The 23,832-nt window shown below is 46.8% G+C and carries 23 protein-coding genes; 11 read left to right on the plus strand and 12 right to left on the minus strand.

From position 1 onward, the window contains the following. Window position 1: 1 nt before the first annotated feature. Genes pcnB through panC form a run of 4 tightly spaced genes read left to right on the plus strand, consistent with a single transcriptional unit; the run spans window position 2 to window position 3,496 of the window. The gene (gene pcnB / locus E8M12_RS09160) at window positions 2-1,306 is read left to right on the plus strand and encodes a polynucleotide adenylyltransferase PcnB (RefSeq protein ID WP_136735906.1); all 1,305 of its coding nucleotides are present in this window, start codon (window positions 2-4) and stop codon (window positions 1,304-1,306) included. A 4-nt stretch (window positions 1,307-1,310) separates the two neighbouring features. Further along, window positions 1,311-1,802: a 2-amino-4-hydroxy-6-hydroxymethyldihydropteridine diphosphokinase gene (gene folK, locus E8M12_RS09165; RefSeq protein ID WP_136735844.1), complete on the plus strand. Its 492-nt coding sequence runs from the start codon at window positions 1,311-1,313 to the stop codon at window positions 1,800-1,802. Window positions 1,803-1,850: 48 nt separating this feature from the next. Beyond that, window positions 1,851-2,645: a 3-methyl-2-oxobutanoate hydroxymethyltransferase gene (panB, locus tag E8M12_RS09170; RefSeq protein WP_136735845.1), complete on the plus strand. Its 795-nt coding sequence runs from the start codon at window positions 1,851-1,853 to the stop codon at window positions 2,643-2,645. A 2-nt stretch (window positions 2,646-2,647) separates the two neighbouring features. Beyond that, window positions 2,648-3,496, plus strand: a complete 849-nt coding sequence (gene panC, locus E8M12_RS09175; protein WP_136735846.1) for a pantoate--beta-alanine ligase — start codon at window positions 2,648-2,650, stop codon at window positions 3,494-3,496. 268 nt (window positions 3,497-3,764) lie between these two features. On the opposite strand, the gene panP is transcribed toward panC, so the two are convergent. The 4 genes from panP to E8M12_RS09195 all read right to left on the minus strand — a co-directional run bounded on the left by panP (window position 3,765) and on the right by E8M12_RS09195 (window position 8,069). Further along, window positions 3,765-5,399, minus strand: coding sequence for a pyridoxal-dependent aspartate 1-decarboxylase PanP (panP, locus tag E8M12_RS09180; RefSeq protein ID WP_136735847.1), 1,635 nt, complete (start codon window positions 5,397-5,399; stop codon window positions 3,765-3,767). A gap of 306 nt (window positions 5,400-5,705) precedes the next feature. Beyond that, window positions 5,706-6,368, minus strand: coding sequence for a tRNA (guanine(46)-N(7))-methyltransferase TrmB (gene trmB / locus E8M12_RS09185; RefSeq protein ID WP_136735848.1), 663 nt, complete (start codon window positions 6,366-6,368; stop codon window positions 5,706-5,708). Then, window positions 6,368-7,141: an ABC transporter permease gene (locus tag E8M12_RS09190; RefSeq protein ID WP_136735849.1), complete on the minus strand. Its 774-nt coding sequence runs from the start codon at window positions 7,139-7,141 to the stop codon at window positions 6,368-6,370. Before E8M12_RS09190 ends, trmB begins: the two co-directional genes overlap by 1 nt. 1 nt (window position 7,142) lies before the next feature. Next, complete coding sequence (locus tag E8M12_RS09195; protein ID WP_136735850.1) at window positions 7,143-8,069, minus strand: ABC transporter ATP-binding protein; 927 nt, start codon at window positions 8,067-8,069, stop codon at window positions 7,143-7,145. A gap of 179 nt (window positions 8,070-8,248) precedes the next feature. Between E8M12_RS09195 and E8M12_RS09200 the strand changes: the two genes are divergently transcribed. After that, entirely contained in the window at window positions 8,249-8,716 is a 468-nt protein-coding gene (locus tag E8M12_RS09200; protein ID WP_136735851.1) for a GreA/GreB family elongation factor, read from the plus strand. 5 nt (window positions 8,717-8,721) lie between these two features. Here E8M12_RS09200 and E8M12_RS09205 read toward each other — a convergent pair whose 3' ends face one another. Further along, window positions 8,722-10,083, minus strand: a complete 1,362-nt coding sequence (locus E8M12_RS09205; protein ID WP_136735852.1) for an MFS transporter — start codon at window positions 10,081-10,083, stop codon at window positions 8,722-8,724. A gap of 111 nt (window positions 10,084-10,194) precedes the next feature. Next, entirely contained in the window at window positions 10,195-10,602 is a 408-nt protein-coding gene (locus tag E8M12_RS09210) for an acyl-CoA thioesterase (RefSeq protein ID WP_136735853.1), read from the minus strand. Window positions 10,603-10,684: 82 nt separating this feature from the next. Here E8M12_RS09210 and E8M12_RS09215 point away from each other — a divergent pair, with 82 nt between their 5' ends. The 6 genes from E8M12_RS09215 to E8M12_RS09240 all read left to right on the plus strand — a co-directional run bounded on the left by E8M12_RS09215 (window position 10,685) and on the right by E8M12_RS09240 (window position 15,776). After that, window positions 10,685-11,383 (plus strand): 2OG-Fe(II) oxygenase, encoded by a 699-nt coding sequence (locus E8M12_RS09215; protein ID WP_136735907.1) that lies wholly within the window; start codon window positions 10,685-10,687, stop codon window positions 11,381-11,383. A gap of 12 nt (window positions 11,384-11,395) precedes the next feature. Beyond that, complete coding sequence (locus tag E8M12_RS09220; RefSeq protein WP_136735854.1) at window positions 11,396-12,976, plus strand: amidohydrolase family protein; 1,581 nt, start codon at window positions 11,396-11,398, stop codon at window positions 12,974-12,976. A 66-nt stretch (window positions 12,977-13,042) separates the two neighbouring features. After that, a complete protein-coding gene (locus E8M12_RS09225) occupies window positions 13,043-13,450 on the plus strand; it encodes a hypothetical protein (protein WP_136735855.1) in 408 nt (135 codons plus the stop codon). Window positions 13,451-13,532: 82 nt separating this feature from the next. Then, window positions 13,533-13,901 (plus strand): molecular chaperone DnaJ, encoded by a 369-nt coding sequence (locus E8M12_RS09230; protein WP_136735856.1) that lies wholly within the window; start codon window positions 13,533-13,535, stop codon window positions 13,899-13,901. A 438-nt stretch (window positions 13,902-14,339) separates the two neighbouring features. Beyond that, on the plus strand, window positions 14,340-14,900 hold the full coding sequence (locus E8M12_RS09235; protein WP_136735857.1) for a hypothetical protein: 561 nt from the start codon (window positions 14,340-14,342) through the stop codon (window positions 14,898-14,900). A 294-nt stretch (window positions 14,901-15,194) separates the two neighbouring features. Beyond that, window positions 15,195-15,776 (plus strand): hypothetical protein, encoded by a 582-nt coding sequence (locus tag E8M12_RS09240; RefSeq protein ID WP_136735858.1) that lies wholly within the window; start codon window positions 15,195-15,197, stop codon window positions 15,774-15,776. Between the two features lie 295 nt (window positions 15,777-16,071). Here E8M12_RS09240 and E8M12_RS09245 read toward each other — a convergent pair whose 3' ends face one another. The 6 genes from E8M12_RS09245 to E8M12_RS09270 form a co-directional block, all read right to left on the minus strand. Then, window positions 16,072-17,343, minus strand: a complete 1,272-nt coding sequence (locus E8M12_RS09245; protein WP_136735859.1) for a Zn-dependent hydrolase — start codon at window positions 17,341-17,343, stop codon at window positions 16,072-16,074. Next, entirely contained in the window at window positions 17,343-18,254 is a 912-nt protein-coding gene (locus E8M12_RS09250; RefSeq protein ID WP_136735860.1) for a dimethylarginine dimethylaminohydrolase family protein, read from the minus strand. Before E8M12_RS09250 ends, E8M12_RS09245 begins: the two co-directional genes overlap by 1 nt. Before the next feature lie 75 nt (window positions 18,255-18,329). Next, window positions 18,330-19,727, minus strand: coding sequence for an NAD(P)/FAD-dependent oxidoreductase (locus tag E8M12_RS09255; RefSeq protein WP_136735861.1), 1,398 nt, complete (start codon window positions 19,725-19,727; stop codon window positions 18,330-18,332). Window positions 19,728-19,969: 242 nt separating this feature from the next. Beyond that, window positions 19,970-21,385, minus strand: coding sequence for an APC family permease (locus tag E8M12_RS09260; protein WP_136735862.1), 1,416 nt, complete (start codon window positions 21,383-21,385; stop codon window positions 19,970-19,972). Between the two features lie 9 nt (window positions 21,386-21,394). Then, window positions 21,395-22,816, minus strand: a complete 1,422-nt coding sequence (locus E8M12_RS09265; RefSeq protein WP_136735863.1) for an aldehyde dehydrogenase family protein — start codon at window positions 22,814-22,816, stop codon at window positions 21,395-21,397. 152 nt (window positions 22,817-22,968) lie between these two features. After that, window positions 22,969-23,799, minus strand: coding sequence for a helix-turn-helix domain-containing protein (locus E8M12_RS09270; RefSeq protein WP_136735864.1), 831 nt, complete (start codon window positions 23,797-23,799; stop codon window positions 22,969-22,971). Window positions 23,800-23,832: the final 33 nt, after the last annotated feature.

The raw sequence follows: 23,832 nt of genomic DNA on the forward strand, positions 1-23,832 counted from the left end.
CCTGTCGCGCGATGAGCACAACATTTCCCGCAAAGACATCAGTGACAATGCCCTGAAGGTATTATATCGCCTGAATAAAGGTGGATACGATGCTTACCTGGTTGGCGGTGGTGTGCGCGATATATTACTGGGTGAACACCCGAAAGATTTTGATATCGCCACCAATGCAACTCCGGAACAGATTAAAAAACTGTTTCGCAATTGCCGGTTGATCGGCCGCAGATTTCGCCTTGCCCATATTGTTTTTGGTCGGGATATCATCGAAGTCGCAACTTTTCGTGGCCATCACGGTAGCGATAACGCCAGTAAACAGAGCGCAAAACAACATCACTCCAAGCAAAGTGAGCATGGCATGTTATTGCGCGATAACATCTATGGCACTATCGAAGAAGATGCTGAACGTCGTGATTTCACCATCAATGCCCTGTATTACTCAACCAAAGATTTTAAAGTTTATGATTTTGCCAACGGTCTGGACGACATTAAAAAACGTAAAATTCGTTTAATAGGCGATCCAGAAACCCGCTATCGGGAAGATCCGGTGCGCATGTTACGGGCAATTCGCTTTGCCACTAAACTGGATATGGAAATTGCCCGCGATACGGCAACACCAATACGCGAATTGGCACCGCTAATGGCTAATATTCCGGCGGCGCGGATGTTTGAGGAATACATGAAGTTATTCCTGTCCGGTAAAGCACAGGCAAACTTTGATCTATTGGCCGAATACCACCTATTGGAATATTTATTCCCGCATATCAGTAAAGATTATGCCAAGGATCCAAATAGCTTAAGCGTACAATTCGTGCGTCAGGTGTTAATCAATACCGACAATCGAATTAATGACGGTAAACGCGTGACCCCGGCATTTTTACTTGCCGCCGTGCTTTGGTACGAAATAGAGCAACAAATCCAGCAGTTGCAGGAAAAGTCGCTGATGCCACCGCAGGATGCATTTTTCGTTGCCATGACGCAGGTGTTACAAGAGCAGCAGCGTAGCATTGCCATTCCTAAACGCTTCCAGCTACCGATGAAAGATATTTTTGCCCTGCAACATCGTCTGACCCGCCGTGAAGGAAACCGGGCATTTAAGACACTGGAACACCCAAGATTCAGAGCTGGTTACGACTTTCTTCTTTATCGTGGCAAAGTCGAGGGAGGAGAGTTAGCACAACTGGCACACTGGTGGACTACCTTCCAGGACGCGACTCCGGACACCCAGCAGCAAATGATAAAAAGTTTTAAAACCACACGAAAACGTCGACGTTCTCCAAGGAAACGTAGTCAGACCGTGGCCAAGGATTAGCCTGATGACTGAGGTGTACCTTGGCCTGGGTAGCAATCTTGAACAACCTGATCAACAATTGCGCTGGGCAGTAAGCCAGCTGGCTGGCCATCCGCAGATCAATGTCACGGCTTTATCGAGTATTTATCAAAGTCGCCCGATGGGACCTCAGGATCAACCCGATTACCTGAACGCCGTCATAGCTATCAATACCGACCTGGCACCACTAGCACTTTTGGATGTGACCCAGCAGATTGAACTGGATGCCGGCCGAATCCGTAAAGACGAGCGCTGGGGAGCCCGGGTCCTGGATATAGATATCTTGCTTTTTGGACAACAGATCATTAATCTACCGCGCCTTGAAGTACCCCATTATGGGATGAAAAAACGTGAATTTGTGCTCTATCCTTTGGCTGAAATAGCCAAAGACCTGGTATTACCGGATGGCCAGACACTGCAACAACTGGTTGCAGGCGTCGAACCTAACGGAATAAAAATACAGGGGAATTTGCGCTAGAATTGTTTCTGTGCCAAGGTACGGCAATCATCAAATAAGTATGAAGTTATGAGTAGAATCACCATCAGTAAATTGCAGGCAATGAAATCTGCAGGCGAAAAAATTTCCTCGATCACAGCATATGATGCGAGTTTCGCACGTCTGTTTGACGAAGCCGGTATGCATGTGATGCTGATTGGCGATTCCCTTGGCATGGTATTGCAGGGACAAAGTGATACCCTGCCGGTAACCATTGATGATGTTGCCTATCATACACGCTGTGTACGCAGTGGTGCTTCAAAAGCACTTATCATTGGTGATATGCCATTTATGACCTATGCTTCGCCTGAGCAAGCCTATGACAATGCCGCAAAATTAATGCGCGCTGGCGCCAATATGGTGAAAGTCGAAGGCGGCGAATGGCTTTATGAAACCATTGAAGGCTTGGTACAACGTAGTGTTCCTGTATGCGGACACCTTGGTCTCACGCCACAGGCAGTTAATGTATTTGGTGGTTTTAAAGTCCAGGGGCGCGATTCAGAACAGGCCCAGCAAATTATCGATCAGGCAGTTAAACTTGAGCAGGCAGGTATTCAGTTACTGGTGCTCGAGTGTATCCCGGCGGAGCTTGCCAAAACCATATCGCAAACATTAACAATTCCGGTAATTGGCATTGGCGCAGGTAAAGATACCGATGGTCAAATCCTGGTAATGCATGATGCCCTGGGTATCTCGTTTAGCAAGATTCCAAAATTTTCCCGCAATTTCCTCGCGGAAACCGGCAATATCAGCGATGCCATTGCCTTGTACATTGACGAAGTAACACACGGACGTTTTCCCGGCGAAGAGCACAGCTTTAAGTAGTCATGAAAACCGTAGATTCCATCGCTGAGCTGCGCTCAGAAATACAATCCTATAAAGCCCGTGGCCTTAGCATTGGCTTTGTCCCTACCATGGGCAATCTGCATGCAGGCCACCTGTCGCTGGTAGATACCGCCATAAAAAAGGCTGATGTCGTTATTGCCAGTATCTTCGTTAACCCGATGCAATTTGGGGTAAACGAAGATATCGATAATTATCCGCGCACCTTGCAGCAGGACAAAGAAAAGTTAGTCGCTGCTGGCGTTAAGCTGCTGTTTACCCCGACACCAGAGATGATTTACCCGAAAGGCCTCGATAAACAGACGTTTGTGGAAGTACCCGGCCTGTCGGCCAGCTATTGCGGTGAAAGCCGTAAGGGACATTTTCGCGGCGTTACCACCATTGTTTGCAAACTGTTCAACCTGGTGCAACCAGATATTGCCTGTTTTGGCCTGAAAGATTACCAGCAGGTACAAATGATTCAGACGATGGTTGATGATTTATCGATGCCAATTGATATTATTCCGGTAGCAACCATGCGCGAAACCAGCGGCCTGGCAATGAGTTCGAGAAACTCTTACTTGTCTGAAGCGGAAAAAACTCAGGCGAGCCAGCTTTATCAGACTCTGTTATGGGTAAAGTCAGAACTTGAACAGCACCAGGATTTTCAGAAAATAACCATGATCGCCCGCTCTAAAATCGATCATGGCGGTATGCGCACCGATTACATCGATATCTGCAATGCCAAAACGTTAGAACCGGCGACCGCAGAGGATACCGACCTGGTCGTGTTGGCTGCCGCCCACTGCGGCAAAGCCCGCCTTATCGATAATATCCAGGTCAGCTTGAGCTGACCTTATACCAATCACATTAAGTTTGTGCACAACTCAGAGTTAGGGCAGAGGTTCATTTACAACATAGATTTAATTGATATAGTCATTCTATATTAATGAAATATAGGGCCGTAAATGAGCCTCTGATAAACTCCCTATGGGTGAGTTTTAAAGGCGTTTATCCGGCGTTACTGATTTTGACAATGGAACGACCATTCTCTGCAATCAAAGCCTTGTCTAAACGCCTTTAAATTCTCTCTGAGTGAGCAATAATTTAATGTGATTGGTATTAAGCGTCAATAATCGACTGTAACTGAGCCAGCAATGGCGTTTGCTCAGTTGCAATTGCTTCCTGTTCCACCAATACCTGCTGCAAGATATCTTCTGTGGTCAGCGGATTTGCCAGCACCACGCGAAATACACTAATCGCATCTGTACCTTGCCCTTGTTCCGGAATTCGGGTTCGAGACACAAACGATTTACCCGCTTCGCGCTGCAGTTTTTGCATGGTTATGGTTAACTGATCGAGGAGTTCATTAATGTTCCGGCGCTGCTGTAAAGTACAGGATTGCAATAATTCCTGGACATGTTTGGGCACGTAACGATATGTCAGCAGGCACAACTTCGGCTCGCTTACCAGCTGAAAATCTTCATGGGCAGTAATTAAAGAAGCAAAATATTTCGCTTTTTCAATGCTTTGATTAATCAGTAATTCAAAGCCAGGGCGGGAAATAATATGTAAGCTGGCATACAGCAACATCGCCATTCCAGGTCTTGAACCCTCCAGCGTGTGACTGCCTAAATCTTTCGAGCCTTTACGAAGAATATACTCCGCGTGATGTTCAATCGCAGCGACCGCTTCCGGGTTTTTAAATAAGACCAGACCAGCGCCCATCGGTACGTACATCTGTTTGTGGGCATCAATAGTCACTGAATCCGCCCGTTCAATGCCACTAAGCAGATAACGATATTTATTGGAAAATAGCGTCGCCCCGCCCCACGCTGCATCAACATGAAAATGAGCGTTATATTCAGCGGCGATATCGGCCATGTCGTTTAATGGATCTAAGGTACCGGTTTCGGTAGTACCGGCAATGCCGACAATCGCCATCACTTTAATATTTTTTGCTTCAAGTTCAGCGCATTTCTCTCTCAGTAACTTACAATCCATGCGATGCTCTGCATCGGTGGGGATGGCAATAATACTGTCATGGCCAAGACCAAGAAGATTAGCGGCTTTTTTCAACGAATAGTGGCCGCGTTCGGAAACGAGAATGGCCAGATCGTCATAGCCGTAGGCTTTCAGGCCTTTAAACAGGCCCTCTTCGCTAACCCCCTTAAACCCAGGCTTAGCCACCAATAAACTGTTGCGAGCCACCCATAAGGCGGTAATGTTGGCAACGGTACCACCTGAGCAGAAGGCGCCAAGCGATGAGTCTGCGGAATGCATCCAGTCTTGATAAAAGTCGTCATTATTGGCATAAACCAGGCGGTGCATCATTCCCAGAACTTGACGCTCCATCGGCGTAAAGGCTTTGGAGGTCTCTATTTTCACCAGGTTCTGGTTCAGGCCAACCATTAATTTCGATAAGGGTAATAGGAAATACGGCAGGGCCGACGTCATATGGCCAATAAAACTTGGGGCTGACGTGTGCACCGACTGAGCTATTAGTTTTTCCAACAGCTGGCGGGTGTGATCTGAGACATATTCAGGTCGCTCCGGTAACTCGGAACTGGCAAAGTCCTGCTCAATCTCAGATAGCGGCTTGTCGGTGGCAACAATGTGATGACTCAAAAAGCCATTCAGGTTTTTTGAAATTTCGCTTTCGATTTGACTTAAGGTCGAGTCTGGCGCCTCGGGAATGGTAAAAATCCGGTGCAGGGACTCATTATTTGCCTGCGCATAACGCTTTTCATTCGCCATATATTCTTCACTCGCAGGTATTTTTTCCTGCCTACAGGTTTTTATACCAATCCACTTAAATAGGTGAGCTACTCAGAATGTCAGCCGAGGGAACTCTACAAGGCGTCGTTATTTAGGAATGGTCATTCCATTTCAAATAGCGAGTACGCAGTAGAATTGCCTCGCGGGCATTCCCGCATGGGCAAATTTGAATAAACACCCCATTCAAACAACCCAGTTTTATATCAGTAATATTCGATCCACTAATTCTTGAAATATACTCTTTCGAAAATTTGCTGAGGGATCAGTAATTAATGTGGATTGGTATTATAAACGCTCGAATTTAAGTTGCCAGCAGCTTTGTCCACTGGCCTGATATTTTGCTTCAAACGGGGTCAATGGCTGGTTGTCGTTGATTTGCGAGATACTGCCCTTTTTGCCGGCAAGCTCCGCAGCCCGTTGGAACTCCTGCAAATACAACAGCCAGTTAGAACGTAGTGTCAATGCGTTACCTATCTGTAAGATGTACGGAAATACCGCACTACCATGCCAGCGCCGTTGCAAGTGCTTAGCCTTTGGCCAAGGGTTTGGATACAAAAGATAGTGCTCACTGACGTTCCATTGGTGTTGTACCACCAGCCGGTAAAAATCATTAAGATCGGCGCGAACCAGGATAAAGTTTTCTGCTTCGGTGGCATCCTCGACATTGCGCTTAATACGATGCAAAGATTTGTCGACGCCAATAACCAGCGCATCTGGGTAGCGGCCGGCCAGAATACGGGTACTTTGCCCAACCCCACAGCAGGAATCGAGAATGATATTACCAGCAAACTTTGCGACCTGCTGATGAACCTGATCAAACGCCTGCTGAGTATGATCCGATATGGGTTTTAAAAATTCATGGCTGAGATGCTTACGAACCACCTCGTCAAGGTGCTCATGCAACCCATCCTGATTGCTTACAATCGCTTTTGAATCACCAAAACTCATTAGCTTCTCAAACCTATACCTTTGGAAATCAGATACATAGCGATAGCGTATAAGGTAATAATAAATACGCCAATAACACCAAAGGCAACGCCCAGGCTGACATCACTTATTCCTAAAAATCCATACCGGAAGGCATTTACCATGTAAACAATGGGATTGATCTTAGATACACCCTGCCAGAAATCCGGTAATAGCGAAATTGAATAGAATACCCCACCTAAATAGGTCAGTGGCGTTAATACAAAGGTCGGAATTATCGAAATATCATCGAAACTGCCAGCAAAGACGGCGTTGATCAATCCACCTAAGGCAAACACCGCCGAGGTCAACATGACCGTCGCGATGATCACCCAGATATTATGAATTTGTATATCGACAAAAAACAAAGCAATGATGGTAACGATTAAACCTACCAGGATGCCCCGCGCCATACCGCCACCAACATAACCGGCGACAATCACCCAGTTCGGTACTGGTGCCACCAACATTTCTTCAACATTACGCTGCCATTTAGCGCTAAAAAACGATGAGGCCACATTCGAATAGGAATTGGTAATGACCGACATCATAATCAGGCCCGGTACGATAAACGACATATAATCAAAGCCGCCCATTTCGCCAATACGCTTGCCGATTAACGAACCGAAAATAACAAAATACAGACTAATGGTAATGGCCGGTGGAACTAGGGTTTGCACCCAAATCCGCATAAATCGATGAATTTCTTTATGGAGAATACTGCTTAATGCAATGCGCGTAGTAGAAATCGACATATTATTGCGCTCCCTTGTCATTATTGGACACTAAGGTCACAAACAGCTCTTCCAGACGGTTTGCTTTGTTTCGCATACTCTGCACCGCAATGCCCTGCTCGGTAAGTTGGGTGAAGACATCATTAACGCTCTGGGACTTGGCAATATCGACTTCCAGGGTATGGTCATCGACGACACGATATTCAACCCCCTGCAGTTCAGGCGTGGCGGCGCCGGGCTTTAGATCAAGCACAAAGGTTTCAATGTGCAACTTAGCCAGCAGGGTTTTCATATCGGTATTTTCAACGATCGTGCCCTTATCAATAATGGCGATATTGCGGCACAGCATTTCGGCTTCTTCCAGGTAATGGGTGGTAAGAATAATGGTGATGCCCTGGGCATTTAACTCACGCAGATAATTCCACATGTGGCGACGCAGTTCGATATCAACACCGGCGGTCGGTTCATCGAGGATCAGTACCTTCGGCTCATGCATCAGCGCCCGGGCAATCATTAACCGGCGTTTCATGCCCCCGGACAGGTTTCGCGATGGCTGCTCTGCCTTTTCCCATAGATCCAGTTGCTTTAAATATTTCTCAGCCCGTTGCTTAGCAACTTTGCGTTCAACACCATAATAACCAGCCTGATTGACGAGAATTTTCATCGGTGCTTCAAACTGATTGAAATTAAATTCCTGGGGTACCAGGCCGAGATAGCTTTTCGCTTTATCCAGTTCCACATCGATGTCGTGGCCAAACACCCGGACCTTACCTTCGGTTTTATTGACCAGGGAGGTAATCACGCCGATAGTGGTCGATTTTCCTGCGCCGTTAGGCCCCAGTAATGCGAAAAAGTCACCTTGCTGTACCTGTAAATCGATACCTTTAAGCGCCTGAAAACCACCTTTATAGGTTTTTTTTAAGCCTGCAATTTCTAAGGCTGCCTGCATTTATCATTTCCTCAAATCCCAGCGGGAACGGCATATGTCGATGATGAGTAAGTCTAATAAGGATAGTTGAAAGCAATCACTAAAATAGGCTTACCCTTGAAGGGCTAGCATTTTAACAACAAGCTTTGCTAATTTCCTGTAAAATTTACCAATTCCCTATGTAATGAAATCCATTGAGAATGAACAAACAGGTCCTGATAGATAAGCTTATTGCCTTAGCCGAAAACAACTTAGAAGAAGCAGAACAAGCCCTTCAGGCTGCCCATGCCGCGGCAATTGATGACCAAAGTGTTGCTGAGAATCAGTACGACACCCTGGGCTTAGAAGCTTCATATCTGGCTTTAGGGCAATCCAAACGAATTGCTGAACTGAAAAGCAAAGTTCAGGGGCTAAAAGCTTTCTCGCCAGCACATTTTAAAGAAGACGATGAGATTGGCGCGGGAGCAATCGTGCAACTCGATGGCACACCGACATTGTATTTCCTGTGTCCATTCAGTGGTGGTGAAACCCTGTCTGCCGGTAACAAAACGATTATCGCCATCAGTCCGCAAAGCCCGCTTGGCGAAGAACTACTTGAGTTGGGAGTTGGCGATACGGTTCAATTACCTAATCGCCAGCAGAGTTTTGAAATAATCGCCCTCGAATAATGGCGTTATGAGAACTGGGCTTTAATGGCACTCACATCCGCAAGCTTCTCATCAATTTTCAGATACGCCACCGATTCCGAATAGACAATCGTAGACTCAAGCACGCCTGGTGTTGCCATAAGTTTCTGGGCCACTTCACGGGCATGCTCTTCATCAGAAAAACGGATATTAAAGCTGACGTTCTTCGCCTTAGCAGGCATTTTCATGGTCAATGCCAGCAAAAACCAAACGAACAACACTGCTGCGGCAAACAAGAACACCCCGGATTTCGAGTAATACATTTGCACCGCACCGCCGGCAAGGCCACCGACAAAAGCACCGAAAAACTGACTGGTAGAGAAAATGCCCATAGCACTGCCCTTCTCTCCGGCAGGGGCAATGCGAGACAGGGTCGATGGCATCGTCGCTTCCAGGTAGTTAAACGCCACGAAAAACAGAACCACGGTGATTACTAATGCGCTAAGGCTTTGTTGAAAGCCCCATAGTGCCAGGGCACTAGCCGTTAACAGGATAATGGCAGCACAAAAAACCAGTTTTTCTTTGTCCTTCTTAATGGCCCAGATCATAAATGGCACCATAAGAACAAAAGCACCTAACATCGATGGTAAATACAGTTGCCAGTGTTTTTCGGCGGCAAAGTCTAAATTGACCAACATTGCCGGTAATGACACAAACATCGCCGTTAAGGCCAGGTGCAGACTGAATACGCCAACGTTCAGGCGCATCAGCTGTGGGTTTGCCAGCATCATTTTCAGCTTGGCGGGTACCGCAACATTATCCCCTTTAGGAGCAACATTAATGGCATCCGGAACGATAAACTTAATCACTAACATACCCAGCAGCGCGAGTATCGCGGTTACCCAAAATACGCCGGACAGTGCAAAACTATCGGCAATAACCGGGCCAAGTACCATGGCCAGTGCAAACGACACACCGATAAACATGCCAATCGTCGCCATCACTTTTGGTCGCTGATCCTCCCGGGATAAATCAGCAGCCAATGCCATCACCGCACTGGCTATTGCTCCCATGCCCTGTAAGGCCCGACCCAGGACTACGCCATACACTGTATCAGACATAGCAGCGACCACACTGCCAATACAGAAAATCGCCAGTCCCATGTAGATAACCGGCTTACGACCAAATTTATCGGACAAGATACCCATCGGGATCTGTAGTAAAGCCTGAGTGAATCCGTATGCACCGATGGCGAGTCCAAGCCATAAGGCGTTAAAGCCCTGCAGCTCAGCACCGTATATGGCAAAAATTGGCAGAATCATAAACAGGCCAATCATCCGCAGGCCAAAAACACCCGCCAATGACAACGCCGCTTTTTTCTCAACAGGATTTAGTGCATCTTGATTCATATACTGGGTACGGATTTTTCTAATTGATGATACCTGAGGCAAAGTAATACCACCTCACCTCACAAAAAGAAGCTAGTTTAACATGCCAGGCTTATCAGAATCACCTGCTTATCAGGAGTTTTTCTGATGAGTTGGGGCATGACTTAACAAGATTTGCTTTAAATTGTCGTCGATTGCCACAGCACCTTGTTTCTGATAACAAAAGTGCACCATCACTGCGGTGCCACTGGCTTTGCATTCGCCTTGTTGCCAGACCTCCTGATAGACATCAAATGACGAATTTCCAATCCGGGACACAAAGGTGCGGATCTCGACTTTCTCGCCGTAGTATATTTGCGCATGAAAGTGGACATCGATTTTGGCCAGGATGAGCGGCCAGTTTTGCAGGTCAAGGTCCGGGGTAAATAATTTAAAAACCCCTTCCCGGGCACCTTCGAACCATACCGGGATACAGGTATTGTTGATGTGCCCCAAGGCATCGGTATCGCTGAAGCGAGGATAGAATTCATCACTGAACATGATTTATTTCTCAAATTAGTAAGGCATTATGAGCGAAATTATTGCATAGTAGGGCTACGATTTGCCAAGTAAAAAAATAACCGTGACCGATTTTATTGAAGTATATGAAAACGCCCTGTCGAAAGAATTCTGCCAGCAATTTATCCAGCAATTTGAACAAAGCCCGCATCAGGTAGCCGGCATTACCGGTGGTGGCGTAGATACCAGCAAAAAAATCAGCTCTGATATTTACCTGAATAAACATCCTGAGTTTAAGGATTCGCTGCAGACTATTTTACAGACAACCACCAGCCACATTCACACCTATCTGGAAAAATATTTCTTTGCCCTGATTAGCGGTATATCGCTTACCGTTAATCATCCGGCAACCGGCAAACCGGTGCAGTTAACCGCTGATAATTTTGACGAAGTGGGTAAACCGAATCTGATGAACCTGATTCGCTACTTATTCCAGCTAGCCCCGATCAATGCGCAAAAGTATGACAAAGGCGTTGGTAACTATGGCTACTGGCATTCGGAAATTTATCCACAACTCAATGGCAATATGGCTCTGCATCGCACCTTATTGTTCCTGATTTATCTTAATGATGTAGAAGAAGGTGGTGAGACCGATTTTTACTATCAGAATAAAAGCATTCGACCTAAGGCCGGCACTATGGTCATCGCCCCCTGTGGCTTTACCCATACTCACAGAGGCAACATCCCGGTATCCAATGATAAATATGTATTAACTTCTTGGATGCTGTTTAACCCGGCGGAACGCATCTATACCCAACAATAAGAAAGCAAGGCAATGAAAATAAGAACATTATTCGCAACATACTCCATACTCTGTGCATTCTTGTGTAGTGTCCTGAGTTTGCCGACCATCGCTGCTCCAGAGAAGGCTCCAGAGCGAGACCGGGGCGAAGGTCCATATAAGCGTCTGATTTTACGCGGCGCCAATGTGATTACCGGTGAAGGCGCACCAGCTCAGGGACCGATGGATATTGTTATCGAAAATGATCGCATCGTATCCATGGTAAGTGTTGGTAATCCGGGGGTGCCAATCAAGCCTGAACGTCGACCGGAGGCAAAGCCCGGCGATAAAGAACTGGATGTCAGCGGACATTATATTCTCCCGGGTTTTGTCGATATGCACGGTCACATCGGTGGCAGCGCCGATGAGATTCCCGCCGAATATGTATTTAAATTATGGCTGGCTCATGGCATAACCACGGTGCGTGAACCCGGCAGCTTTAATGGCCTGGACTGGGTATTAGATCACGTTAAACGATCGCAGGAAAATACCATTGCCGCACCGAGAATTATTCCTTACGTCGGGTTTGGCATGGGTAATGACGAGCCTATTTCCACCCCGCAGCAGGCAACCAAGTGGGTTAAAAAGATTGCCCGCGATGGTGCCAAGGGAATTAAGTTCTTTGGTGCAGAACCGGCAATCATGGAAGCGGCATTAAGTCAGGCGGAAAAATCAGGGCTCGGTAGCATGATGCATCACGCTCAGCTTGAAGTCGCGAGAATGAATGTGCTCGATTCAGCGCGCATGGGCCTGACCACCATGGAGCATTGGTATGGTTTGCCGGAAGCGCTTTTTGAAAACCAGACTATCCAAAATTACTCACCGGAATATAACTACAATAATGAAATGGATCGGTTTGGTGAAGCTGGCCGCTTGTGGGCGCAGGCAGCAAAACCTGGCAGTGAACACTGGAATGCGGTTCGTGATGAATTAATCGAACTGGATTTTACCCTCAATCCAACCATGACCATTTATGAAGCCAGTCGTGATTTGATGCGTGAGATGAACGCCGACTGGCATCAGCAATATACCTTGCCGACCCTGTGGGACTTTTTCCAACCTTCCCGTTACGCTCATGGCAGTTACTGGTTTGACTGGACCACCGATGATGAAATCGCCTGGAAACAAAACTTCCGACATTGGATGACCTTTCTCAATGATTATAAAAATCATGGCGGTCGCGTCACCACAGGTTCCGACTCCGGCTATATCTTCAAAATCTATGGTTTTGGTTATATTCGTGAGTTAGAACTGTTACGTGAAGCCGGTTTTAACGCGTTGGAAGTGATAAAAAGCGCCTCCTATAACGGCGCTGAGGCCCTGGGTATGGAACAAGAGATTGGCTCGCTGCGGGTCGGTAAAAAAGCCGATATGGTCATCGTTAAAGAAAACCCGTTACGTAACTTTAAGGTGCTATACGGTACCGGCCATTTCCGCCTGAACGATGAAAACCAACCAACTCGCGTTGGCGGTGTGGTGTATACCGTCAAAGACGGTATCGTTTATGATGCAAAACAGTTACTTGCCGATGTACGTGAAATCGTCGCTGAAGCAAAACAGGCTGCTGAAAAATAACAGATGATTGCTTATCGCTCACAGGTTGCTGTGAGCGATCTAGAGACGTTCATTTACTTGAGAAGAATGAATAAAAATATGGATGTGTTGAGCAAGCTTCAAGAGAAAAATAAAGCACACGAACTGCACGATAGTAATGCAAGATGGAATACCGTTTGGACTGTTCTGTTCCTAAGCCCTTTGTTGTTTAGCTACGGTCTCGAATTCTATTACTCATTCAAAGGAATCACTTTCGAAACTCTACCCCGCTTCTTTGTGCTTTTTGGGATGCTTGGATTTGGGTTACCATTGGGCGCCATGGGTAGCTTAATGTTGTTCAATCGAAGTACAAAACTAGTGATGATGCTTATTTGTCAAAGCTGGTTTATTTGGTTTTGGGTTATTGAGCAATTGTCTTGGTTAGCATTTCTCCCTCTAATGATTGCATTTATTATCGTTCAAATACAAATGCCGAAAATTAAGAATCAGAGTTAAACCATTGAGCATATTTTTGGGGCTCACTGGCGGTTAAGAGCGAGCTACAGTCATTCAAAATTAATTCAAGGACGATAAAATAATGAGAATTAAATCTTTTCTACTGTTATTGATTATTGCTACTTCATCACATGCAAAAGAGGAAAGTGCAATAGGATACGGCACTGTGGATGCAGCGCTAACAGCATTGAAAGAAAAGCCCGATACGAAGCTCAGCGTTCAAGGGGGCTGGACTATCATTGAGGACAAAGAAGATGGTAATTTTGTGCTCTGGTCATTTACTCCCGAAAGTCACGAAGCGCACCCTGCGGCAGTCAAAAGAACTATTTTGGAAAAAGACAAGCACATCTATGTAAGGATGAGCGCGTTATGCCAGGCAGAAAAAGAGCCCTGTGATAAGTTGATGGAACAGTTTGAACAATTAAATAAACAAATCATGGCAGGCCGCTAAGTCGATCTACGGTCGTTCAGATTTCCATAAGATGGAGCTCACTGAGACGCATACAGAGCGTTCAACTACACAGCGCTGAGGGTTAAACAATTGAAAAGGGGTTGGTTAATTTTAGGAAGCCTATTTATTGCTTTTTCTATGATAATGTTTCTCATTAATTATATCCCTTTATTTTGGATATTCTCAGCTCCAGGTGATTATTATATTAAAACAGTGCCTGCTGAGGCATTTAGCATATCTGATTTAAAGTTTCCCGCATTAACCTTGGGCTTTATCTTAATCGCATTGGGTAAGATGAGCACTCGAAAATAGTTTAATGAAATCATCAAGAAGAGAGGTCATGCGGCCGTGGAGAGCGAGCAGCGGTCACTCAATTGCCGATAAAAGAAATAACAGTTAACTTCAATATCAAATTTGTCACGTTAAAAGGAGTTAAAAATGAATTACAAATTAATCTTAACCATTGCTGTTTTGCTGTGTACGGGTTTTAAATCCCATGATGTGTTGAAACCTGTTTCGCAAATAAAACCAGGAGCAGCAGCAGAAGGCTCTTTAGCAAATCAAAAGTTAATTGCAGATACTACATCTGGTCTAGAGGATTTAATTGGAGAATCTATCTCTGATAGTGAAGTTTTAAAATTTGTAATTCAGCAACCTGTTGGTGAGATTGGTTCGCGCTCATGGCGAGAAATGTGGATCGTGAAATCACCTGAAAAGAAACAGGAGTTTTTAATAACATTTCGTGAAGCTGGTTTAGGGGGCGCTGATTTTGAAATAAAGCAAACTAGTTTCAATTGCCCTAAAAACATCACAAAATTTGAGGTCGGGGTTGCTACATCGATGCAGATAAAAGGCTGTATGGGTAAACCGAATCATGAGGATTTTAATCCCGATGGTCGTTATGTCTTTTTGTATGAAACTGAAGAGGGAATAATTGTCACCTACCTATTTGATTCAAATGACAAACTAGTCAAGGTAACGGGATATCAAAAATCGTAATTGTGCATAACAAACCCATAAGGTGAAGGGACTGCTAAAGCTTACCTGGCTAAAGGTATAGCCAAGTGTTATCAGCGTTTAGGTGTGAGTGTCAACAACCCAGGAATAAGCGTATATGAGCAATGCTTGTAGGGTGCTCGTGGAACAAATTTGACGGTAATAGATTGAAAAGATTAATGTCTTTTTAGAGCGAGCAACGGACGCTCATCCACTTTTTTATCTATCCACTTAAAGTGATTTGCTTGCATAGTTAGAAAAACGTGCAATTAGCTCGTTAAATGCCAAGAGGGAATCGTGCATATATCCAAAAAAGTTATATTAACTACTTTTGCATTGGTAGTTCCGTGTATTGCCTACGCTAATGCAGGTGTACCAATGCTGTTTTTGGCTATGCCTGCATTTTTAATGTCGCTAGTGCCGATAATAGCTATCGAAACACTTTATATATCAAAGGGCTTGGAGCTGCCCCTTGGTCAATCTTTAAAAACGGCAAGCATTTCTAATGTAGTCTCAACCATTATTGGTATTCCTCTTACGTGGTTTCTACTTGTTGTGGTTCAAGTGCTCACTGGCGGCGGTGGCGCATACGGAATTAACTCGGTCATGGGTAAAGTGTTAGCAGTTACATGGCAGGCTCCTTGGTTGATACCGTATGAAGAAGATTTGAGCTGGATGATTCCTGCTGCAGGTATCGTGTTGTTAATCCCGTTCTTCTTCACGTCATGGTGGTCAGAGTATTTTGTTTCAAAAAAACTCAATAAAACACTACCATCGCTTAGCGTCAGGGGTAAGGTGCGCAACGCAAACCTAATTACTTACTCTTTATTAGCCGCTTGGCCAATTGGTTTCTGGGTGTTAAATAGTGCTGCGAAGTAAGCATTTAACAAACGCGTCAATCAGCGTACATTAGCAATTGCTAACGGGCTGTAAGTGGCACTTAAGAGTCACTCGGACTTCGTTCAAGATACCGTGTAGTTTCACGGTATGACGATTTTGATTTGCTTTTAACTCGGAGCGACGTTTTTGTCGCGTGCTAGGAACAATCTTTGATTGTGTGCTCGGAGTGAGGTTTTCCGTCACGTGCTCGAAGTATCGCTTGCGATACGTACTCAGATTATCGCTTGCGATACGTGCTGAGGGTGTTGGACGCAGTCCTCACCCTCAACCCGACTTAAATTTCCGCCATCTCAACCATCGCCGCTAACAACACATTGGCGCCCGCAGTAATATCTTGAGGTGTGGCATTTTCCGCTTCATTGTGACTAATACCACCTTCACAGGGGATAAATATCATAGACGTCGGTGCAACTCTCGACACATATACCGAATCATGGCCGGCACCACTGAACATAGTTTTTGCTGAGTAACCCAGTTGGGCAACCGCATTGGTTACGGCATTGACGCAGGCCTTATCAAAGCTCACCGCCGGGGAGTTCCATTCATCGCGAATCTCGCCAATCAGTTGATACTGCTCGCAAACCTCAGCAACGATTTGCCGGAACTGGAGATCCATTTGCTCCAATACCGCCTGTTCCGGGTGGCGCAGGTCAACCGCCAGAACCAGTTGTTCTGGCACCGTATTTCGAGAACCAGGCAGTGCTTTAATATCGCCAAATGTCACTCGCGACCAGGGAGCATATTGCTCAGCAAGCTGATACAGGCGTTTACTAATGTCCGCCAATCCCATAAATGGATCCTGGCGTTGTTCCATCGGTGTCGGCCCGGCATGCACCGGTTTACCAGTAATGGTTAAATCATACCAGCGCATCCCCTGTACACCCTGGACAATGCCAATCTGTAACGCTTCATTTTCCAGGATCGGCCCCTGTTCGATGTGCAATTCAAATGCGGCTTTTACCGCAAATGCCTGGCACTTAGCGGCGCCGAGCATATTGTGATTAACTAGCTCATCTTTAATGGAAATGCCCTGCTTATCGGTTCGGCTCCAACCGTAATCCAAGGTAAATTCACCACTCCAGACGCCGGAGCCAATCATCGCCGGTGAAAACCGCGCCCCTTCCTCATTAGTCCAGGCAACCACCTCCAAAGGATGTAGCGTCTCAATGTTTAAGTCATTTAAGGTGCGAATCACTTCCAATCCAGCAAGTACCCCGTATACCCCATCAAATTTTCCGCCAGTAGGCTGGGTATCAAGATGGCTGCCGGTCAGTACCGGCGGCAAGGTGTTTTCACGTCCCGGGCGCCGGACAAATAAATTGCCCATCTCATCGTATCGAGTCTCACAACCGGCCTGTTCACACCAGGTAATAAACAGCTCGCGGCCTTGTTTATCCAACTCGGTCAGGGCCTGACGATTACAACCTCCTTTGTCGGTCGCACCGATTTTTGCCATCAGCATTAGCGATTGCCACAAACGCTCGCCATTAATCGAGAGCCTTGACTGGTTATCTTCAATAGGATCCTGGCTTATCGAAGTACTCATTACGCATCTTCCCGGCTTAACGGCTGGCACATACAGTGAACCCCGCCACCACCTGAGGTAAACATCGACATATCCGGCGCGAACACCTCGAGGCCATGGGCCCTGCATTTATCGATTAACTCAGTACTTTGTGCGGGAATCAGCACCCTGTCATTGCCAAGGGCAACGACATTTACCCCGAGTTCGAGGACGCTGCGATAAGAAATATCGATGATTTCAATGTTTCTGGCCTTAATCCAGTCAAGCAGTTCATCTTCAACTGCCTGAGTACATACCGCCGCCAGTTTTTCCGAGAGCATGGCAACCTTGACGTCGAGGTGAAGAAAATAAGGATCAAACTGGTAGCTTTTAAACTCCCAACCTTCTGCCTCAACCCAGGCCTGCATTTGCTTCAAACCTGCTTCGCTGGTGCGCTCACCACTATAACCGCAGAGAATCGCGCCCGGCTCCAACACCATGAAATCGCCGCCTTCAAACGTACCGGCCGTGATGATGTCATATAACGGAATATCCATGCCCTGATAAAACTTAACAATTTCTGCCCACTCGCCACGTCGCCACGGGCTATACATTTGGGTAACAACGGGTCCCCAGGGGGTCATCACCGATGAATCGCGAGCATACAACTGATACGGCAAGTTTGGGTCCTGATTTAATAAATGCGGGGTAACCCCTGCAGTGCGGTATGCATCCAGCATTTCGTTGTACTGTTGCCTGGCGATATTTTTATCAAACTGGCGGCCAAGGCGCATCGACCGCCGGGACATGGCATTCCCTGTCTGCCAACTGTAATTATCCATCGGGCCTATTAAGACATCTTTTAATACGCCGTACTCTGAATTCATTCCCCAGCGATCCAGGCGACTTGTACCACCACCTTCCTTACGCCTCTGGTAACTAAATGATTTCATTATTATTCTCCGATTTTTAACAGGTCGCCGAGCAACTCAAATTGAGTACTAGGTTTATCGGCAACATAAAATAAATTAAGGTTTTAACGGGAAACCCATGGCTTCCACCATATTTAGCCAAGGAATGCGCCAGCCGCCTTTTTCATCACAGGTATCCAGTGCATACATAGTGATTTTCGCGCCGATCCAGCGAAATGGCTCTGGCGGTAACCAGCTCGGTAGGGTTTTGGCAAATTCCAGCTGGCGTTCAGGAATATCGACATCATCGACAATCGCTAACGCCACCCGCGCGGCAAACCGACTGGCGGTTACTCCAAAACCTGAATAGCCACCGGCAAATAACATTTTGCCACCATGATAGTGCTGATAATGCACCGCCATACGGGTTGTCAAGGCAATGGGGCCACTCCAGGCATGGGAAATTTTAATCCCCTGCAATACGGGCAGGGTACGGTATAAGGCTTGCACCAATCGCACATAAGGCTCTGCAGTTTTGTCATATTGCGGATCGGTATTATTGTTAAAAAAGTAACCCAAACGGCCACCGAACAGGACCCGGTTGTCAGCAGTCAAGCGCATGTAGTTGAGTTGCGTCCTGGTATCGTAAATGCCCTGTCGGTTACGCCAGCCCAGCGCTTGCAGTTGTGCATCCGATAAGGGCTCCGTTACCACAATACGATCGCGAATCGCCGCTACCCGGGAGGCGATTTTTTTCTTATGTTTGGTAAAGGCATTGGTCGCCAGGATCACCTTGTTTGCCCTGATATTCGCTTTTGGAGTTTGCACTACTACCTTGCCGGCTTTTAATTTACTGTGTTGCATCGGCGTATGTTCATAAAAGGTAACGCCAAGTTGTTGCGCAACGCGTTTCAGGCCCCAGGCTAACTTGGCTGGATGTACTGTTCCGGAGCGCTGCTTCGACCACAAGCCACCTGCAAACAGCGGGGAATTGATTTCCGCCTTCACTTGCTGTTGTGACAGCAAATGAGCATCGTGACCAAACTTTACATACAACTCATGTTCGGTTTCGATGTCCTGGATACCATGTTTGCCAACCGCAACCGTCAGCTCGCCGCTCCACTCGATATCGCAATCGATGTTGTATTTCTCGATGGTTTCCCGGAACTGATCCATGTTCTCTTTACCTAATCGTTCCAACTCTTCCATCTCGCTGGCAAACAAGCGATTCGAATTTTCCATGCCATGCATCAGTGACGTTGATAAGATCGCCCCCGGACGCCCAGACGCACCAATAGCCGCGGTGTTTGCTTCAATCACTACCACCTGGCGTTGCGAATTTTGCTCTTTTGCCTGTATTGCCGTCCAAAGTCCGGTAAAGCCACTACCAACAATCAACAGATCCGTATCAAGATCGCTGGTCAGTGCTGGTTCTGCCGCCGGGCGGTCAGGGTTATCCAGCCAATAAGGAAAAAAACGGGTCTGCTGTAAAGCCTGCTCTGCATTATTCGGCATTCTTACACTCCATTATATTGTTCAGTTTCGTCAACTATATCAGAGGCTTACCCGGAGGGACTTTTGCTGTACCTTTGACATTGGCGTAACGATTTTTAATTCATTTTAAAAGTGAGCCGCAAGCGGTCTCTACCCAGCCCATGTAAGTTCTGGGTTGATAAACGGGTAACTCACCCTTATCACCGCAGTATCGCTATTGCCTGCTAACCTGCAGTGATAAGGGGTTACCGCGAGCATGATGATTAACCATTACTCTTCAGGGTGTCGGTGTTGGCTGCCTTGTGATTACGGCTAATGATCACTTCGCCAATAACAATTACCGCGATGGAACCCCATAACACCTCCCAGACCATGCCTTCACCGGGCACGTAAATGAACAGTAAAATGGTCAGCGATAGTACGGTGGCACACAGATACGCACAGGCTTTTACGAAACCCGGACTACCCGGGAATCGAAAGGTACCGTCCTCGGCGATTCGGCCGGTGGTACCAATATGGGTTTCGCGGATTTTAATAAAGGCAGTACACATCGCCACATAAGGCAAGATAAAGATGACCCCACTAAACGCAAACAACGACCAGAACAAATCTTCATTGCTTGCCGCTAGCATGCCATATAACAGTAGTAACACCGAGGCAGCAATACCCAGTAAAACCGCCGCTCCTAACGGCGTGCCGTGCTTAGATTCACGGGCAAACACTTTTGGCAATTCGTGATCAATTGCCGCCTCGGCCGCCGCACGGTTAGCCCCCATGGACCAGGTCGTACCGTTAGAGAAAAACGTATATAAGGCACCGATACCCAGGGCGAGCACCAATGCATCGCCGGCAGGCGTACCGCCAAAAAACTGCGACAGGGTGACAATGAGTCCATCGACGACATCAACGTTTTCGGCTGGCATTGCGATCAATATTGCCGATGTGGCAAGCACATAGGCAGTAACGACCACGGCAATGGAGCTAAACACCGCTTTGGGTAAGTCCCGGCTAGGGTTTTTCATTTCGGCACTACTGGCACTTGCCAGCTCGAACCCGAGCATGCCATACACAACAGCGGGCAAATATTGCAGGCTGAAGCCGCCATTCTCACGGCTTGGAATAATAGTCGACCACGAAAATTCATTGGCAACACCATGTTCAAGCCCATAGGAGATGCCACCTATGATTAAGATGGCGAAAATAATAATTTTAAAGCTGGCACCGATATTGGGTATCCATTTACCTATGTTCAGGGCGACCACATTGACCAGCACCGTTAACCAGATTAACAACAGGCCAATGGCAATCTGATACTTGAGGGCCAATTCTGGGAAAAACAGTTGCGAGAAGATGCCGGCGAACAGGATAAAAATCGCTGGTACCCACACCGCTACGTTAGCCCAGTAGTACCAGCTGATCCTGGAGGCCATGCGTTGTCCATAGGCCCTTTTCACCCAAGCGTAAATTCCGCCCTGCTCTGGGTACGCAGACCCTAGTTCAGTGCTTATAGCCCCAAACGGCAACAAAAAAATGATGGTCAGTAAAATCCACCAGAATATGACGGTTGGGCCCATAACGGCGCCGGCAGCCAGCGTATCCAACAGCAATACCGCTGATACACAGAATAAAAAGATATCACGCTTGCCCAGCGTCTTTTCGTGACGATGTTGAGTAGCCATTCCCTTCTCCTACTCAGCAATAATGGATTGAATTTCAATAAATTCGCGTAGCCCTTCCTCGCCCCATTCGCGACCATTGCCTGACTGTTTAAAGCCGCCAAACGGTGCTGATGTATTGAAGTAGCTACCCTGAATATAACACTGCCCGGCGCGGATTTGCCTGGCTATTTTTATCGCTCCTGTCGCATCTTTAGCGTACACCGCCGAAGACAAACCATAAGGCGTATCGTTGGCAATGGCGATGGCATCATTAATATCGTCATAAGCGATCAAACAAAGTACCGGACCAAAGATTTCTTCCTGGGCGATCCGCATATCATTGCTGACATCCGCAAATATGGTTGGCATGACATAAGCGCCTTGAGACAACTCTTGTGGTACCTCGTTCCCGCCAGTAACCAGGGTAGCGCCTTCGTCGATACCCATCTGAATATAGTCGCGGACACGCTGTTGTTGCAGATGCGAACTTAGTGGTCCGATACTAGTATCGATGGCAATAGGACTACCCACCACATTCTCCTCTGCCACTTGTTTTGCCAGGGCAACAGCCTGCTGATATAGATTTTTCTGTACCAGCATTCGGGTCAGGGCACAGCAGGTCTGGCCGCTGTTTAACATCACATCTTCTACACCATAGCGGACCGCCGCCTCTAAATCGGCGTCTTCAGTGATGATATAGGGTGATTTTCCGCCTAATTCCTGGCAGACGCGTTTCACTGTGCCCGCTGCCGCTTCCGCGACTTTGATGCCGGCAGCGGTCGAGCCCGTAAAAGAAACCATATCAACCAGGGGATGCGCGCACAGGATTTCACCAATTTTATGACCATAGCCGGTGATCAGGTTAAACACCCCGTTGGGCAAACCGACTTTTTCGATTATTTCGGCCATGATCAAGTCTTGTAATGGCGTTTGCTCGGCTGGTTTAACAACCACGGTGCAGCCGGTTGCCAGTGCCGGCCCTAATTTCCCCACCAGTTGCGATAATGGATAATTCCAGGGATTGATCAATACGCAGACACCAATCGCTGCACGGCATTGGACGATGCCGTTTTCTTCGCTGACAGCGTCGACAAAATCGGTGTAATCGGCAAATGCGCGAAAGGCATCAATGGAACCCTGAACCTGAATGTCTTTGGCTAGTTCGCGAGGACAACCCATAGTATCGGAAATCGCGATCACCAGGTCATCGAAACGGCGTTGCATTTCATCGGCAATCGCCAGGATATATTCACGCCGCTGTCCGGCACTGGTTGCAGACCAGTCAGGAAAAGCTTGTTTTGCGGCACTCACTGCCAGGTTTACGTCCTCGCCATTGGCCGCGGGAACACAAGCGCAGATTTCGCCGGTTGCTGGATTGATGACCTCGATAGTGGCATCGGAACGGGAACCGAGCCACTGACCGTTAATGAAAAGCTTTGAAAAGGATTGCATACCATGTTCCTTAACATTGCCCGCTTGTTAGTATTGATTATGAAGGGGAGCTTTCCCCTCTTACGGGCAACTGTAAATATCGGTAATGACAATATTTCAAAGTTTGCTGTGGATTTACATCCCCTTAACAGGGGATATTAGTTAAAAGGATATCAGATATAAATCAACGGATCCTGTTTACTCCCCTCCGGCAGGGCTTTGAGGGCAGCGATAAATAAATAAAATAATTCCGACTGAGAAGATACGTCTAATTTCAGATAAATGTTTTTACGATGATGTTTGATCGTTTCGGCACTGTTATCCATCTTCCCGGCAATGCATTTATTGGCATAGCCACGCAGCACAAAGTGCAGGATTTCACATTCTTTTGGCGTCAATAACGAGGTACCAAAGGCTTCGAGGGCGTTATCCAGGTGATTTTCAAAGCTGGTATCAATGGCATTGACATAGTTGATGACAAAGCGATTAATAACGCTTTTCAGGATTGGGAAAATACAGCGAATCAGGGCGATATCCGGCGCCGCAAACAGCTCCCCTTTGTTATGTTTAACCACAGAAAGGCTAACAAAATAATCCTGCTCTAATTGAAAAATCAGGCACAGCTCATTTTCAAAGCCACAGTTTTTATAAAAGACCGAATAATACTCCGAATGTTCAAATCCCTCAGGTGCCACATCCTTGAGGGTGAAAGCGCCTTCGAGGCGGTCTTCCATAGCTTTTCGATAAAACGGGTCAAGCAGGTAGGCGCCATTTTCGTAGGTATGAATGTGGAAATCCGGGTCTTCATCCGCCAACAGGCGATGATGCGTGGTTTTTGGTCGGTTTGATTTCGAGTAAAGCGTAATCATCCCACTTTTACCCGCTAGCAGTGACTCGACAGACCTTAACAGGTCGGCGATTGCATCAGCACTGTAGTCTTTATTGATAACTCTGGCTAACGCCTCGCTCCAGCTTTCAATCTTCCCTGATTTAATATCAATCATATTGTTACGACTGCTTAAACCTCAAAACTTATC

This window comes from Thalassotalea mangrovi (assembly GCF_005116735.1).
GTDB lineage: Bacteria > Pseudomonadota > Gammaproteobacteria > Enterobacterales > Alteromonadaceae > Thalassotalea_A > Thalassotalea_A mangrovi.